The 15,240-nt window shown below is 67.1% G+C and carries 11 protein-coding genes; 4 read left to right on the top strand and 7 right to left on the bottom strand.

Annotation, left to right across the window (positions count from 1 at the left end; translation table 11 throughout):
* Positions 1 to 95: 95 nt before the first annotated feature.
* Positions 96 to 584 (bottom strand): hypothetical protein, encoded by a 489-nt coding sequence (locus tag ACFO6Q_RS15545; protein ID WP_380022014.1) that lies wholly within the window; start codon positions 582 to 584, stop codon positions 96 to 98.
* A gap of 24 nt (positions 585 to 608) precedes the next feature.
* Entirely contained in the window at positions 609 to 1,157 is a 549-nt protein-coding gene (locus ACFO6Q_RS15540) for a Dps family protein (protein ID WP_380022013.1), read from the bottom strand.
* A gap of 817 nt (positions 1,158 to 1,974) precedes the next feature.
* Between ACFO6Q_RS15540 and ACFO6Q_RS15535 the strand changes: the two genes are divergently transcribed.
* Entirely contained in the window at positions 1,975 to 2,799 is an 825-nt protein-coding gene (locus tag ACFO6Q_RS15535; protein WP_380022217.1) for an alpha/beta fold hydrolase, read from the top strand.
* 164 nt (positions 2,800 to 2,963) lie between these two features.
* On the opposite strand, the gene ACFO6Q_RS15530 is transcribed toward ACFO6Q_RS15535, so the two are convergent.
* From ACFO6Q_RS15530 to ACFO6Q_RS15510, 5 genes are all read right to left on the bottom strand, one after another.
* Positions 2,964 to 4,421 (bottom strand): NHL repeat-containing protein, encoded by a 1,458-nt coding sequence (locus tag ACFO6Q_RS15530; RefSeq protein WP_380022012.1) that lies wholly within the window; start codon positions 4,419 to 4,421, stop codon positions 2,964 to 2,966.
* 91 nt (positions 4,422 to 4,512) lie between these two features.
* Positions 4,513 to 6,651, bottom strand: a complete 2,139-nt coding sequence (locus ACFO6Q_RS15525) for a hypothetical protein (protein WP_380022011.1) — start codon at positions 6,649 to 6,651, stop codon at positions 4,513 to 4,515.
* 300 nt (positions 6,652 to 6,951) lie between these two features.
* Positions 6,952 to 9,099: an FG-GAP repeat protein gene (locus ACFO6Q_RS15520; RefSeq protein ID WP_380022010.1), complete on the bottom strand. Its 2,148-nt coding sequence runs from the start codon at positions 9,097 to 9,099 to the stop codon at positions 6,952 to 6,954.
* A gap of 469 nt (positions 9,100 to 9,568) precedes the next feature.
* Positions 9,569 to 11,902, bottom strand: coding sequence for a winged helix-turn-helix domain-containing protein (locus ACFO6Q_RS15515; protein WP_380022009.1), 2,334 nt, complete (start codon positions 11,900 to 11,902; stop codon positions 9,569 to 9,571).
* Positions 11,903 to 11,968: 66 nt separating this feature from the next.
* Positions 11,969 to 12,367: a helix-turn-helix domain-containing protein gene (locus ACFO6Q_RS15510; protein ID WP_380022008.1), complete on the bottom strand. Its 399-nt coding sequence runs from the start codon at positions 12,365 to 12,367 to the stop codon at positions 11,969 to 11,971.
* Positions 12,368 to 12,792: 425 nt separating this feature from the next.
* Here ACFO6Q_RS15510 and ACFO6Q_RS15505 point away from each other — a divergent pair, with 425 nt between their 5' ends.
* The 3 genes from ACFO6Q_RS15505 to ACFO6Q_RS15495 all read left to right on the top strand — a co-directional run bounded on the left by ACFO6Q_RS15505 (position 12,793) and on the right by ACFO6Q_RS15495 (position 15,043).
* Positions 12,793 to 13,626 carry a hypothetical protein gene (locus tag ACFO6Q_RS15505; RefSeq protein ID WP_380022007.1) on the top strand — a complete coding sequence of 278 codons (834 nt, stop codon included), beginning with the start codon at positions 12,793 to 12,795 and terminating at the stop codon, positions 13,624 to 13,626.
* A 148-nt stretch (positions 13,627 to 13,774) separates the two neighbouring features.
* On the top strand, positions 13,775 to 14,719 hold the full coding sequence (locus ACFO6Q_RS15500; protein ID WP_380022006.1) for a hypothetical protein: 945 nt from the start codon (positions 13,775 to 13,777) through the stop codon (positions 14,717 to 14,719).
* A 3-nt stretch (positions 14,720 to 14,722) separates the two neighbouring features.
* Positions 14,723 to 15,043: a hypothetical protein gene (locus tag ACFO6Q_RS15495; RefSeq protein WP_380022005.1), complete on the top strand. Its 321-nt coding sequence runs from the start codon at positions 14,723 to 14,725 to the stop codon at positions 15,041 to 15,043.
* Positions 15,044 to 15,240 lie beyond the last annotated feature (197 nt).

Genomic DNA, 15,240 nt, shown 5'->3' with positions numbered 1-15,240 from the left:
CGTGCGGAGCCCGTGCGGAGGCAGGACTTCCTCGAAGCCGGCGGTCGAACGGAGCGTGCATGGGCGCGGACGGCCGCTTCACGGACACGGCGGCATCACTGGAAACGCACGGGCGTGACGCGGTTGCGGCGCCAGGCGACGAAGGTGGCCGCGATGAACGCCAGCAGCACGAGGCCTTCGGCGATGCCGAACGGCGGCTCCGATCCCGTCGGCGCGAGCGCGTGCAGGGCCGGCACTTTCTGGAACAGCTGCGCCACCAGCACGAACACGTTGAGCCACTGGCTGATCGCCGCGCCGATCACGAACGTCGTCCGCCAGCCGCCGGCCAGGCGATACGGCCGCCAGGCCAGCCAGGTCGGCAGCAGCACCAGCAGCGAGATCGCGCCGACCACGTGCGAGGGAAGCACCTGGTCGCGAGAGAACAGGTACCCGGTGAGGCTGGTCAGCGTCGTGGAAACGAGAAAGATCCAGACCACGCTCGCGCGGAAGCGTGCCTGCAGGAAATCGCGCATCAGCACGAAGCCGAAGGCGATGCCGATGAGGCTGAGAGCGACGTGCGGGACCAGCAGAAGGATCGGATCCATGGAACGGCTCCTGGGGCGGGGGATTCAGGCGGCGGGGGAACTGCCTCGGCGGCTGGCTTCGAACAGGAACCAGACTCGCCGTTCCGATTCGTCGATCCAGTTTTCGATCAGGCTCGCCGAGGCGATGTCCTGGTGTTCGTCGCACACGCCGTGGACCTCGCGCAGGCGTGCGGTCAGCTGCTGGTTGTCGTCGCGCAGCTCGGCCAGCATGTCCAGCGCGTCGACGAAATCGGCGTCGTTGTCGCGCACGCGCGCCACCCGGGCGATGTGCCCGATCGAACGCAGCGTGGTCGCGCCGACCTTGCGCACGCGCTCGGCGATGGGATCGGTCATCGCGTAGAGCTGGTCCGCCTGCTCGTCGAGCAGCAGGTGGTAGTCGCGGAAGTGCGGCCCGCTCATGTGCCAGTGGAAGTTCTTGGTCTTCAGGTACAGGGCGAAGACGTCGGCGAGCACCGCGTTGAGGCCGCCGGCGATGTCGCGCGAAGCTTCGGCGCCGAGGTCGGTGGGCGTGGCGAGGCGGGCGCCGCGGCGCTTGCGGAGTTCTTCACGCTTGCTTGGGCTGGACTTGGCCATCGAGGTTCTCCGTGGGACGGGTGTGGCGCGGCCTATCGGCGGACGGTCAGGAGCGGGCCCGCTGCGGTGTCCGGACGAAGCCCGGGCACGGCGGCGAGCCGCAATCACGAAAGACCATCCCCTGTCGAAGGCGCCGGCGAGCACGAGCCGCATCGCCGCTGGTCGACCGCCGCGCCGCGTGCAATGCAGCGCGGTGGAGATCGGGGCCGGCGCGGAACCGATGCGCCTCGTGCCGCACGCTGCAGATGCTGCATCCGATGAGGCGGACGCGCCAATCCAAGATCAGGTATCACGCGCCTACCCGATCGGGTAAGTGACGGGTTGGGCCGCGTACGGCGCGAAGCAGGCCGACGGCGCGGAGCGCGCGGGCCGGCGCCATCCGGCGCATGCGCGTGCAAGGCGCGATCTTCCGCGCATTCCCCGATCGGGTAATTTATTTTTCCACTTTTCAGGGTTTTACTGAGGCTTGCTCGCGCTCACTATCCGGCGGAGAGCCGGATCGGGGCGGCCCTGCGATCGCCCCTTTCCCGCGAAGGGGGCGCAGCGGCCGGGTCCGGACGCCCCGTACGTTTCACGCCGTGCCCGCCGGCACCGTCGCGCCGGTGCGCGACGGTGAAGTCCCGCCGCCCAGCCGAAGGAGTCCACGATGTCCAGCAACGAGAGCCGAGAATTCGATCGTGCACGCCGCGAACTGATGATCGGCGGCGTGGCCGCCGCCGGCCTGGCGACCCTGGGCATTGCCGGATCGGCGCTGGCGGCCGGATCCGTGCAACCGGGCACCGATGCTTCCCACGACAAGCCACGAGGAAACCCGCCCATGAACTACGTTCGCACCAAAGACGGCGTCGACATCTTCTACAAGGACTGGGGAAGCGGGCAGCCGATCGTCTTCTCGCACGGTTGGCCGCTCAGTTCCGACGACTGGGACGCGCAGATGATGTTCTTCGTCAGCCACGGCTTCCGCGTCGTCGCGCACGACCGGCGCGGCCACGGACGCTCGACCCAGGTGGCGCAGGGCCACGACATGGACCACTACGCCGACGATCTCGCCGCGGTGACGGCGCATCTGGATCTCAGGAACGCCGTCCACGTCGGCCATTCGACCGGCGGCGGCGAGGTGGTGCGCTACCTGGCGCGTCACGGCGAGAGCCGCGTCGCCAAGGCAGTGCTCATCAGCGCGGTGCCGCCGCTGATGGTCAAGACCGAGGCGAATCCCGGCGGCCTGCCCAAGGACGTCTTCGACGGATTCCAGACGCAGGTCGCGACCAACCGCGCGCAGTTCTACCGCGACGTCGCCGCCGGACCGTTCTACGGCTTCAATCGCCCGGGGGCCAAGGCCTCCGAGGGCATCATCCAGAACTGGTGGCGGCAGGGCATGCAGGGCGGCGCCAAGGCGCACTACGACGGCATCGTCGCCTTTTCGCAGACCGACTTCACCGCGGACCTGAAGAAGATCGCGGTGCCGACCCTGGTGATGCACGGCGACGACGACCAGATCGTTCCCTACGCCGACTCCGCGCCGCTGAGCGCCAAGCTGCTGAAGAACGGCACGCTGAAGACCTACAAGGGTTTTCCGCACGGCATGCCGACGACGGAAGCGGCCACGATCAACGCCGACCTGCTCGCCTTCATCAAGGCGTAGCCGGCGCCGTCGTGCATCCGGGGCGCGACGCCGCAGGAGCGTCGCGCCCGGTTGTCGTCCGGCGGCCGGCGCCTCGGCCCGGCCGCTCCGATGCTGCGAGCGATTTCCGCGACAGTCCGTGGAAGACGCCCGGCGATCCCGGCCGGCAGTGCCCGCTCAGCGCATCAAGATTCGAAGCCGCTGGCGAAGATGCCGTCCCTCACCAGGCGCGTCAGCGTGTGGTCGGAGTCTGGCACCGGGAAGTTGAAGTCCCACAGACGGAATCCCCCGACCAGGACACGATCCTGGGCGTCGACGTAGAGGCAGGTCGGGCCTCCCTGCGGGGTCACCTGCGAGGGGTACTCGATGGACACCGTCGCCGTCGGCCCGTTGCCGGCGGTGTCGAACTGCGCGATCGATTGCTGGGTGGCCGGCGTGTAGGGGTTGGGGAGAATGCCGTTCGACGACATCGAAACGACGATGTCGCCGTTGGAGCGGACGCCCATGTCCAGCACCACGGCGTTCAAGCCGACGTTGACGCGGGTCGCGCCACCGACGCCGAAATCGGGCGTGGGCGTTCCATCGGGCTCGAGCGAGGCGAGCAGCACGTCGGTCAAGGTGTTGAAGAACTCGTCGTCGTGGTTGGCTTCGCCGGCGAGAAGAATCCGGCCGTCGTCGAACACGTGGATCTTGCGCACCAGCACCTGGTCGAAGTGCACGCCGGTGTCGAACGAGAAGAACGTATAGCCGTCCGTGCCGAACGACGTGTCGAGCGCACCGCTGGCCGGATCGAACGCGAGCACGTAGCCGTCGCTGCCCTGGTTGTCGTTGTTCTGCGCGGCACCGCCGACGAGGATCATTCCGTCGCTGGCGAACGCGGCGGCGTAGGCGAAGTCGTTGCCGTCCGGATAGACGTCGGGATTGAAGACGACCGTGCCTGGCAGCGGGCCGCTGCCGTCGCCGAACGTCGCGTCGAGCGCGCCGGTCGAGGCCTCGAGCTTGGCGATCGCCATCGCGCTGGAGTGGCCGCGTTCGCCGCCGGGGTCGGTGTTGCCGATCGCGTACAGCTTCCCGTCTCGATGCAGGACGCGCAGGGCCTCGCTGGTGAAGCCGGGAGCGTTCAGCGCGATCGTGACCGTGCCGTGGTCGTCGCCGAAGCCGGGGCAGTACGCGCCGTCGACGTCGACGCAGGCGACCGCCATCACGCCCGGTCCGTTCGACGTGAGCAGGTGCATGCCGACGACGTAGAAGCGGTCGTCCACGCGGATGGCGTCGCGAACGAAGCTGATGCCGGTGTCGACCAGGGTCTTTCCTCCCGTGCCGAACGAGGGATCGAGCCTGCCGTCGGCATCGAGCTTGGAAATGGCGAGCCGGTCGGCGCTCGCGTCGGTGCGGTGAAAGCCGACGAGCCAGAGGCCGTCGTCCTGCGCGGGGAGCACGCGCACCGCTTCGTCCCAGGTGCCGCCGTCGTCGTTGTAGTTGACGACGGTGTAGCCCTGGTCCCCGAAGCCGGGATCGACCGTCAGGTCGGTGCCGATCGAGACGCCGACGACGCCGTTGGTCGCCACGGCAGTGCCCGAGAACGCCGGCGGGCAAGAGCAGAACGCCACGAACGAACCGAGCGTCAGTGCGAGTTTGCGCATCATGAACTCCTGAGTGTCTTGCGACCCCGGGGCAGGGGTGGAATGGAGGCGTGCCGGGCGCGCAACGGCGCCCGGCACGTGATCGTGTGGTCTACGGATCGAAACCGTTCGCGAAGATGGCGTCGCCGACCTCGAAGCGGACCGGCACGACCAGGCGCGGATGTGCCGGATCGTTGCTCGCGATGCACAGCGTCGCCGCGTAGCTGCCGTTCGCCAGCCCGGTCGGATCGAGCGTCGCCGTGAGCGTGCCGCTGTCGTGCGCCGCGACGTTGCCCGAGGTTTCGCTCAAGGTCAGCCATGGCACGTCGGCGGGGTTCGCGCAGAAGTCCGGCGCCTCGACCGCGCGCACCAGCAGCGCGTGATAGTCGGCGAACTGGTCGATCGTCGGATCCCACGAGCCGAGGCCGAGATCGGATCCGCGCATGTGGTAGCCGTGACCGGCATCCGGATCGCCGTCGACGTCGGCGGCGATGAAGATGTCTCCCGGATCGAGCGGATTCCACTGCGCGCCGATGTAGACGCTGCCGCTCGGGATGCTGATGCCCAGGGCGCCGAGGTCGACCTTGACGAAGGCGGCCGTCGCCGTGTCCGGAATGCCGGTGGCGGTCGCGGGCACCGAGGCGATCAGGTTGCCGGGACTGCCGTCGAAGCCGCCGTCGTCGTAGATGATCAGCTGGAAATCCTGGGCCGTCGGACCGAGCGAGAGGAAGGAAACGCACGCGGCGGTCAACGTCGCCGGATAGGCGCTCGGAGTGAAGCGGTCGACGTAGGCATTGATCGAGAACAGGCCCGAGCCGTCGCGATAGCCGTCCTCGGGCGTGCCGTCGTCGTGCACGAGAATGCCGGGCGTGGCCTCGTCGCAGCCGGGTGTGGATTGCCCGCGCACGGCCGGCGCGGTCGGTGCGCGCGAGCGGAAGCGGTCGCGCGTGGCGTCGTTCGCGGCGATCTTGCGCGCGACCGGCGAGGTCGCGGTGCGATCGGTGGGCGTGCCGGCGCGCGTCGACGCGCCGCCCGGCGCTTCGAGCAGATTCCACGCGAGCTCCGCGTCGCCCGCGTTGGCGATCTGCACCGGCACGCTCACCGGCGCGCCGCCGGGCGTGCCGTTCGCGTCGATCTGCGCCGGAGTCACGCTGGCCGTCGCCGGCAGAAGGGCGGGGCTGACGTCCAGCGTCGCCGTCGCATTCGCCGCGAACGCGGTCGGGGTCGTGGCGATCCAGTCGATCGCGAGCGGCGAGGTCACGATGGGCGTATCGAACGAATACAGGTTGCCGATCGAAGCGTCGGCGTTCTGCAGTCCGACGGTTGCGCTGCCGCCGTTGTCCCAGGCGGGATTGGCCGGATCGCCGAATACGGTCGAGGCGTACTGGAACGAGAGCGAACCGTCCTCGCCCAGGATCGCCTCGACGTTGGCATGCCCGCCGTCGTCGAACAGGAAGTGCGGACGATCCCACTGGATGATCGTGCGCCGGTTCGGCGGTGTGCCGACGACCTCCCAGTAGACGTCGCCGTTGGCCTGGCCCAGATCGTCCCAGAACGGCGCGACCAGCGCGCCCTGGCCGAGGATGGCGAACGTCGACGGCAAGGTGTCGTTGAACGCCGCGCTGAATGCCTCGAGCGTTCCGAACACCAGTTCGCCGTTGTTGCCGACCGCCAGGTCCGTCGACGACACGCCGTACAGGGAGAACGCGAACGGCAGCGTGATTCCGGCGACGCCGTCATCGGCCAGTCCGAGCGGGGTGCCGGTCGCGCGCACGTCGACGAAGGCGGGCGTCGCCTCCACCGGCCGGTAACCTGGCGCATAGTCCTGCGCGGTCCAGGTCGCGTCGTAGGTGTCCGCGTCCTCCCGCACCGTCACGAGCCGGTTGAACCGGAAGCTCTCGCCCGGAGCGAGCTCGTGCGGGAGCAGGGAGAAGATCGTGCCGTCGACGCTGTCGGTCAGCGTGTGGTAGCCGAGCGTGAGGGGGCTTGCGTTGGTGATGGTGTAGCAGAAGTTGACCGAGTCCCCGACGTGCGCGGCGAGCGTCTGGGCCGTGCCGCAGGCATCCGGATCGCCGTCGTCGAGCATGAGGCCGACCGTCAGTGCGACGCCGTCGCCGGTGGGCGCTGCGGCGTGGGCGGCGAGGCGGACCGTGGCGGCCGACGCCGAGCCGCCAGCCGAGGCGAGCAAGGCAGCGAGTGCGACTGCCGCGGCCAGTGGCCGGGCGCGCAAGGAGTACACAGGAACATTCACCGGTAGATGCGCCTATTCAATGAGGAAGGGGCCGAGCGACGACCGTCGGCGACAGTAGCGCTCGGCCCGATCGGCGCATCAAACGGGCGTGACATCGCTATGACATAGTCGTTAAGCCGGCCCCGGAGCCGGGGAGCGGCGCATCCCGGGCTCCGAAGTCCCGTCGGAGGAGCGGCGAGTGCGGCCACCCGGCGGCGAGCGGTGTCCGTCCGCTCGCGGGCCGAGCCGGAGGCATGGCAAGGCCGCCGTGCCGGCAAGCCCATCGCGCCGCCGGGGCGCGATGGGACCGAGCCGGCCCGCTCAGTCGGTGATGTTGACCGCCTGGATGATGTGCATGTCCGGATAGCCGACGTTGGCGGTCGTCGTCGGATAGGGAATGTTGCACGAAGCGGAGCTGATGAAGCTCGGATGCGTCTGGGCCGACGTCGTGGAGCCGATGTAGAAGGTCGTCCCGTCTTCGGTGCCGTCGTCGGTGGAGACTTCCACCACCAGGTCGCTGTCGACGGGGTCGGTGACGGTGCCGGTGACCGGCACGTTGACCGTGGCCAGCAGGGCATCGGCGGGAGAGGCGACGACGGCCTGGCCGATCTGGGTCAGCTGGCCGAGATCGATCGTGTCGACGGTCACGGAATGCGGGATCGTGTACAGCGTGACGGTCATGTTCGGCGCGCCGATGGTCTGCTCGACCGCCACGTCGACGCTGGTGACGCTGGCCATCGTGGTCACGCCGTGCTCGCTGAAGTAGTAGCGGCGCCAGTACTGGTTCTCGGCGGTCGTGCCGCCGGAGTCGTGGCTGCATGCGATCGAGTTCTGGGCGACCGGCGCGGTATCGGTCGTCTGTGCCAGCGTGGCGGAGCCGCCGCTTTCGAAACCGTCGGCGAAAATGTAGTCGATGACGCTGTCGACGCAGGTCACGACCACGTTGGCGACGTTCGCGCCGGCGAGCGTGCCGTTGCCGTTGGCGACGGAGCAGGTCTGGGCCGGATCGCGGGGCTGTGCGGCGATGCTGACCGCATAGTGGCTGCCGTCGTAGACCGGCGTGGCGAAGGTGAAGTCGCCGTCCGCGGCGATCGGCAGATCGTCGCCGCCGTTCTGGCGCAGCACCAGGCCGCTGCCGGCGAGGCCGCTGACCGAACCCCCGACCGTGTAGGTGGGCAGCGGCGTCCCGTGGTACTGGAAGAAATAGGCCTTGCCCGGCACCGTGCCTTCCGGGGATCGCCACAGCCAGGAACCGACCAGTGCCGTATCGCCGTCGAGCGTCACCGGGAGTCCGAACTGGAAGCTCGGCGCGCCGTCGCTGGCCACGAACCGCTGCGTCTCGACGAACGCGCCGGAGGAGCCGTCGAAGGCATAGACCGCGCCCTGCGCGCTGCTGTTGCTCCATCCGTCGGCGCCGATCAGGGCGGTCGTGCCCTGGAGCGCGACCGAGTGGCCGAACTTGTCGTGGGGCAGGCCATCGCTGGCGGTGAGCTGCTGGGTCTGGGTCCAAGTGCCGTCGGATCCGGTGAAGACGTAGACCGAGCCCTGCATGTCGTTGCCGCCGGGATTTCCGCCCCACGCGCCGACCAGCAGGGTCGATCCGGACAGCGCCGTCGCGTAGCCGAAGTAGGTGTTGGGAGAGCCGTCGCCGGCGAGGAGCTTCTGCGTCTGGGTCCACGCACCGTCGCTCCCGCCGAACACGTACACCGCGCCCTGGTAGCCGTTGTTGCCGTACGCACCGATCATCGCGCGGTCGCCGTCAAGCGCGACCGAGTAGCCGAAGATGTCGCCGATCCAGCCGTCGCCGGCGGTGAGCTTCTGGGTCCTGGTCCAGCTTCCGGAGGAGCCGTCGTAGACGAAGGCGGCCCCCTGGAATTCGTTGGTGCCGACCTTCGCGCCGTCCGCGCCGATGATGGCGGTGGTGCCGCTCAGTCCGATCGAGTAGCCGAAGTTGTCGTTCGACTGTCCGTCGTCGAGGAAAATCTTCTGCGTCTGGGTCCAGGTGCCTTCCGCGAAGGTGAACACGTACACCGCGCCCTGCGCGAAGTTGTCGTTGATCGTCGCACCATAGGCGCCGATGAGCGCGGTGTCGCCGCTGAATGCGATCGCGTCGCCGAACAGGTCGTTCGCCTGGCCGTCGTCGGAGACGAGCTTCTGCGTGCGGGTCCACACGCCGTCGGATTTCTCGAACACGTACACGGCGCCCTGGCCGCTGTTGTCGCCGATCTTGGCCTGCTGCGCGCCGACCATGGCCGTGGTGCCGTGCAACGCCACGGAGACACCGAATTCCGGATCGAACCCGGGATCGGCTTCGGTGAAATCCTGCATCTGCACCCATCCGTCCTCGCCGAGCGTGCGGCGGATGGCCGCGCGCAGGTCGGCCGGCGCCGATGATTTCGACAAGGCGGGTTTTTGCGGAGCCGCGGCGCACAGCGGGATCGCACCGGCCAGCAGGGCCACGCAGGCCATGGAGCGCAGTGCTTGCAGGAGACGTCGGCGCGATACGAAAGCAAAGCCGTTCATGCGGGATGGGTTCCTCGAAGGTTACGTGGAGACGCGAAGCCGCCGATCCCTTCGCCGGCGCCGGGCACCGGGGCTCGAAAGGAGAGGGCGGGGCGGGAGGCCGATGGCGCTTCCCGATGCTTCGCGGCGGTCAGCACGACCGGTGCCGGTACCGCGGTGGATAAGGAGTCATTTCTTCCAGGTGCTGCAGCGCGCCGAGATCCGTATCGGCTTCGCCGGGGGTGTCGTGCACGCTACCGTCCGGGTGAAGCGTTCTCCGGCCATCGGAGAACCCCACCATGACGCAACGGGTGCGGCAGTTCCCGCATCGGCCGTGAACGAGGAAGTAGAAAGGGAGTATTTCGGGCGTAGAAGGTGCTGATTCGACGGTGTTTCCTGCGGACGTCGCGCTTGGCGACGTCACCGTCGCCGTCGGTCACCGCGCCGGGAACGCAATCGGCCTCTCGCCGGCGAGTCTGCGCGCCTGATGCCGGGAACGCAGGGCGGCCTCCGGGTTTTGCACCGCGTCATAGACCCGCGCCGCGATGAGGGCGCTGCGCATGTCGCGCTCCGCCCATGGCGCGACTCGCCCGGCCAGAGCGGAGGCCTCGTCGGTCTTCCCGGCGTCCACGAGAGCCTCCGCGTACGGGCTCGCGACGGCGAGTATGTCCTCGGGAATGCCCGAGCGTTCGGCCTGCGCCAGCGCTTCGGCGAAGCCCAGGAGCGAGGCCTGGTGGCGGCCTTCGAGCCGGTCCTGCGCGGCCTGCAGCAGCCGCAGGTAGAGGGCGCGGCGTTCGTTGGGGGACTGCGCCGCCCATGGCTTCAGGCGGACCGATTCCGCGGCGGCAGCGGCGTGGTCGCCCTGGCTCTGCATGGCTCGTATCCGGGTGAACCACACCGCGAAATAGTCCTGGTCGTTCGCGGCTTCCAAGGCGGGCGTCAGCGCCGCCGAGGCATTTCGTTCGGCCTCGCCGTAGTCGCCGCGCGCGAAGGCGATCTCGGCCAGCGCTGCGTCGGCCTCGCTGCGAACCGCCGCGTCGGCGCCGGGATCGCTGTCCTTCTTCAGGCGCCCGAGCAGGGCGACGGCTTCGTCCAGGCGGCCGACACCCGACAGCGCCACCGCACGGCTGAGAACGTTCCACCAGCGCTCCCGAGCATTGGGGGCCTGCGCATCCTCGCGACCGAGCCGCTCGGCCGCAGCGAGCGCCTTGTCGTGTTCCAGCAGCATCGCGTACGCCTCGACCAGGGAGCGCAGGGCGGAATCGCGAGCCTCCGGAACGGAGAGGGCTTCGAAACGCTCGGCGGTCTGCTCGAAGATGGGTATCGCCGCCTGTGGCTGCCCGCGGTACATGGCGATGGCGCCGAGATTCAGGTCGACCCTCGCCATGCCGAACACGTCGTTGCTCGCCTCGTGCAACAGCCGCGCCTGGCCCATCTGGGCGGTGGCGGCATCGATGCGCCCCTCCAGCACGTCGACCCCGCCGCGCCCGGTATGCGCGGCCGCCTTGGCTTTCGGATCGTTCACCGACTTCAGGAGCTCGAGCGCCTGGTCGAAAGCGGCACCCGCCTCGGCGAATTTCTGCTCGCGGAAATCGATCACGCCCAACTGATTCAGCACGAGCGCGTGCATGCGCGGGTCGCGCACCGCCGGATTCTGGTCGAGCAGGGCTTCGCAGCGCGCGCGGCTGGCCGGGTAGTCGCCCTTGTAGAAATCCACGTAGGCCAGGCTGAGGGCGATTTCCGGGCGGGCAAGCTGTTGCGGCGTGGCGCGCTCGGCGATCGCGCGGGCCGCATCGAGCTGGCCGGCGAGGCCGGCGGCGGCGATCCGCTGCGCCAGTTCTTCCACGCCCTCGGGCGCGCTGGTCTGCAGGGCCGGCGTGCGGCCGAGGGCGAGCAGCAGCGTGTCCGCGGCGCGGCGCGCGGCGACCAGCACATCGCGATCCTGCGCGGTGGCGATGCGCCGCGCGTTGGCGGGTTCCCGTGCGGACAGCTCGACGCTCCACACGCCGTCGGTCAGCGAGACCTTGGGCTTGATCAACAAGGCAGCCACGTGCGCGAACGACGGATCCACTTCGAGCTTGTCGACGTCCAGTCGCCTGGCGTTGATCAAGCCCACCGTGGTTTCGCTCGGGGTGGTCGTAAGGCCGCCGTCGCGCAGGCGATTGGCGACCAGGTCCATCAGGCCCAGGCGCAGCCACGCCCAGTCGCCCGCCGCCTCCACGCCAGCCGGCAGAACCATCGCGGCCAGTGGCGTGAGGTCGGAGGAGGAGGGGGAGGAGGGCGAAACAGCGGGCGGCTCGGCGGCGCGGCGCGCGGGCAGCGACCATGCCGTCACGACGAGAATCGCGAGGATCAGCGTCGCCGCGGCGGCCAGGGCAATGCCGCGGATCCTGTGTCTTCGCACAGGGACGGCTGCCGTCGTCGCAACGGGCGGATCGATGGCGGCCTGCGTTTCCGGCGAGTGCTCGCTGGTGGGCTCGAAGGCCCATCGGTAGCCCAGGCGTGGCGTCGTCCTGATGCACGAGGCATCGCCCACGACGCGGCGCAGCCGCATGATCGCCTGCGTGATCGAGGCTTCGCTGACGTCGACCCGCCCCCACACGGCCGAGGCGAGTTCGTCGCGTCCGACCGACCGATTGCGATGCCGGACGAGGTAGATGAGGCAGTCGACCGTGCTGACCGGAAGGTTCTCGGCGACGCCTCCCCGGCGAAGCTCCCGCGTGAGCGGGTCGAGGAGAAAGTCACCGAACTCATAGACGACGTGGGTCATGCGCGTAGCTTAGCCGGCGCTGCCGGGAGCGGCGCCGGTCCGGACCGCGAACGCGCCCGCTCGTGCTTAGAAGAACTCTTCCATCCATGTGAGGAAGCATTCGCGCTTTCTGGCCGGGACTCGCCGGAACGCGGTCAGCATGCGTTCTTCCATGAAGTCCACCGCGAACGAAGCGGGTTCGATCGCGGGTACGTCGCCTGCGGCGACCGCGACAGGGCCTCTCCCGGTGGCGAGCCATTCGAAAGACACGCCGCAGCTCACCGCAATCTGTACCAGGTGAGCGACCGTAGGCGAGGAGCCGCCGGGGGATTCCCATTGGGCGACTGCGCTGGGCCCCACGCCGACGGCACGCGCGAGAAGGGCCTGGGTAACGCCCGCGACCCGCCGCGCATGCTTGATGCGGATCGGTAGCGGCCCGGTAAAAGCGCGATCACCCACTCGACGCTTGCGTGTCGTCGTCACCATTGTCGTTCCCCTTCCTCGACAACAGAAAAGCTGAAGATTCAGCGAAGCTCACGACATCTTCTCACTATTGCTGTATGGCTAAAACCGCCTGCGCCGTTCCCGAGCGATGCGAGCCTCGCCACGAGTGATTCTAAACATCGAGCGGATGGCTGGCCTATTCGACTTTCGGTAGTTTTAGCTCAGGGGTTCTCGTGGATTGAGTCGTCAGTCGGGACAAGGGGACGCGTGAGCGATGAGGCGCCAGTCACAGTGCGGGCGCGAATAAGGGGATTTGCGATGGCCGCTTCTCGCTTGTGGGCAGGCGTCGTTCGATGCGTGTCCCCGAACTGCAGTGAAGGACACAACGCTGCGCATCCACTGGCCTCGGTTCTTTATTGGAAGAATTTCGTACCTCAGAAGTTTGTGAAAAATATATGAATATTATCGTGAACAGAGCCATCTTTTGCGGTGCGTTGGTACTGGCCTTGCTTCCCGGTTCTGGCTGGGCGATTCCCGTGGAGCCCGACGTTGGCAAGCAGGCATCTGATGTGTTCGGAGAGTTGCTTGGCGAACTCACTGGGTTGTTTGTTGTTGCGACGGTCATGGAATCCGCGCTCTCGCTTTTGTTTCAATGGCGCCTGTATCGGGAGTTCTTCAATGGCCATGCGGTAAAGACTGTCGTAATAGTTGCCATTGGATACTTCGTGGTTGTCCATTTCGACTACGACATCTTCGATCGCATCGTGCGCATAGCACGGGGGGCGTCCACTGTGTCTGAATCTGCAGGGGATGCAAAGATTTCACGGTTTCTGTCGGCTTGTGTGCTTGCCGGCGGAAGCGCCGCGGTGAATCAGCTTTTCAAGGCTCTGGGGCTTCGCTCGCCCGTGGACCCGGAGCAGGAAAAGCCCAAGCCACCCAGCGATCGAGCATGGGTGTCCGTGAAGGTGAACAGAAAGATGGCAGTGGGCGACATTCAGATTCACATAGAAAAGGTCGGCATTCCGAACGCCGGGAATGGCGCGCCACTTTCAAGAGGAATTGCGGGGATCGTGGGTGTCAGGAAAAACATCCTGAAACGTCTGAAAGAGGTCTTCTTCGCGGATCTTGACCGTCTTCCCCCGTACGGTGGGATTGCTGTCGAGGCAGGTCCTGTGTATCGAATCTGGGTCGAGGGCACGCTCGATGACGGTTCGGGGATTCCGCCCAGGTCCGTCACCAACGAGCTGTACCGTGGCGCTTTCTTTGGTCGCTCCATAATAAATTTCGTCGCTGATTTATGAGCGTTGATTACCATGTATTGGCCGGCCGAAGAAATAATTCGTATGCCATTCTCATGGCGGTGTTAGCCATCTCCGGCTGCGAAGCTTCTTCGCGGTCGTTGCTCAGCCATCACTTGTGCGACACAGAGAGGAATCACGGAGGCAGCCGATGAGCCGAATATTCTTGATAGCGGCATTTTCTCTGCTCGCGACCGGATGCGCCTCGCGCGGAACGGTTTCCCAGGCTTCCAAGCTGGCAGAGGCGGGCATTGCCTATGGTGCGGCTTCTGCAGAGGTCATACCGCTGACGCGTGATCGATATCTGGCGTGGTCGACGGAGAGCCTTCTCGAGGAGAGTCAGGATCTCGCGCATTGCACGGCGGGCGAGGTCATGGATGAGGCCGAGCGGTCCCAGGCCTGCCGGGATGCCATGTCCGATTTCGACCAGACCTATCGCCAGTACGCGGTTTTTGTCGACCGCATGTTCGCCTTGCAGGCACATGCCGAGGCACTTTCTCGCTATTTTGGACAACTCAAAGCGCTAGCGGACTATGACAGCAATTCGGCAGCAGCTGGAGCGGCTGGACGGTTGATCGACAGGATCAACGACCTGAGCGCGGTGCTCGAGCCCGACGCAAAGTTGAGCGACGCACAGAAAGATGCGTGGTCGGCAATGGCCGGGCTCGTCGGCGATGCGATCAAAGCGGCCCGCTTGCGAGCTCGCCTCGAAGCCGATGCCGACGATATTGCGAGGGCGATCGACATACAGGACGGTGTTCTGAAGGCGAGCAAGGCGACGATCGAAGCGATCGACATCGCCGAGAGAGAGCTCGTGTTCCAGCGCGACGTCCGAGCCAGTTACCTGAGCGGTGAAGTAGAAGACGCCGCCGCATGGCAGGCTTCCTTACGCGCCTCACTTCTTCCGGGGCCGGCAATAGCACCGCTGCAGGCCCTGGAGACCGCAAGCTCCGGGTTGCAGGACGTTTGGAGGGCAATCCTCACGGGGCAGGGTACGCTCGAGTCGGCGCAGATGGTACTCGACGATATCGCGGCATCGCTCAAGGCCATTGATGACATTCGCCGCGCGAACGCACCAGCGAAGGAAGGGGAATAGCGTATGGACAGTTTCTCCCAGGCGATCGGCAACTTGCTGCTGGTCCACGCGCGAGTTAGAGCGCTCGACCGCAACGCGCTGAGCGAGAGAAGAAGGGTTCAGCGGGCCGAGCAGATGCGTGCATTGCGAAGAAGTGCCGACGCTCTCGTGACGAAGACGTTCAGCGACCTTTCGGAAGCAGGCAAAGCAAGCGCGGCGGAACTCGATGCCGCGGCCGGAGAACTCGAACGGGATCTCAGGGCGCAGAAGACCGCGGTTCAGTTGCTCGATGCAGTCGGCTCCGGGCTAAGTGTGATCGCTCGGCTCTTGGCATTGCTGGTGTGAGGTGACTGCGCGGCGCCGACGAAAGAGCCAGGGCTTTCCGAGGATGTCGCAGCGTTGCGTTGAAACTGAAGATCGCCCGATCGAGAACATGGGAAATTGAGGGAAGCGCATGCACAAGTCCCCGTACTGCACCAGGCCCGAGCGGAGACCTTTGCGGATTTTCGCGTTTGATCCGATGCTCTCTCGCGCCGGAGACC

The organism is Dokdonella ginsengisoli (genome assembly GCF_042652785.1).
GTDB lineage: Bacteria > Pseudomonadota > Gammaproteobacteria > Xanthomonadales > Rhodanobacteraceae > Dokdonella_A > Dokdonella_A ginsengisoli.
This window is presented reverse-complemented; position numbering and strand designations above follow the sequence as displayed.

Excerpts from the sequence above, each read along its gene's own strand:
- ACFO6Q_RS15545 (WP_380022014.1), bottom strand. The coding sequence starts at position 584 with ATGGATCCGATCCTTCTGCTGGTCCCGCACGTCGCTCTCAGCCTCATC.
- ACFO6Q_RS15540 (WP_380022013.1), bottom strand. The coding sequence starts at position 1,157 with ATGGCCAAGTCCAGCCCAAGCAAGCGTGAAGAACTCCGCAAGCGCCGC.
- ACFO6Q_RS15535 (WP_380022217.1), top strand. The coding sequence starts at position 1,975 with ATGAACTACGTTCGCACCAAAGACGGCGTCGACATCTTCTACAAGGAC.
- ACFO6Q_RS15530 (WP_380022012.1), bottom strand. The coding sequence starts at position 4,421 with ATGCGCAAACTCGCACTGACGCTCGGTTCGTTCGTGGCGTTCTGCTCT.
- ACFO6Q_RS15520 (WP_380022010.1), bottom strand. The coding sequence starts at position 9,099 with ATGGCCTGCGTGGCCCTGCTGGCCGGTGCGATCCCGCTGTGCGCCGCG.
- ACFO6Q_RS15515 (WP_380022009.1), bottom strand. The coding sequence starts at position 11,902 with ATGACCCACGTCGTCTATGAGTTCGGTGACTTTCTCCTCGACCCGCTC.
- ACFO6Q_RS15510 (WP_380022008.1), bottom strand. The coding sequence starts at position 12,367 with ATGGTGACGACGACACGCAAGCGTCGAGTGGGTGATCGCGCTTTTACC.
- ACFO6Q_RS15500 (WP_380022006.1), top strand. The coding sequence starts at position 13,775 with ATGAGCCGAATATTCTTGATAGCGGCATTTTCTCTGCTCGCGACCGGA.
- ACFO6Q_RS15495 (WP_380022005.1), top strand. The coding sequence starts at position 14,723 with ATGGACAGTTTCTCCCAGGCGATCGGCAACTTGCTGCTGGTCCACGCG.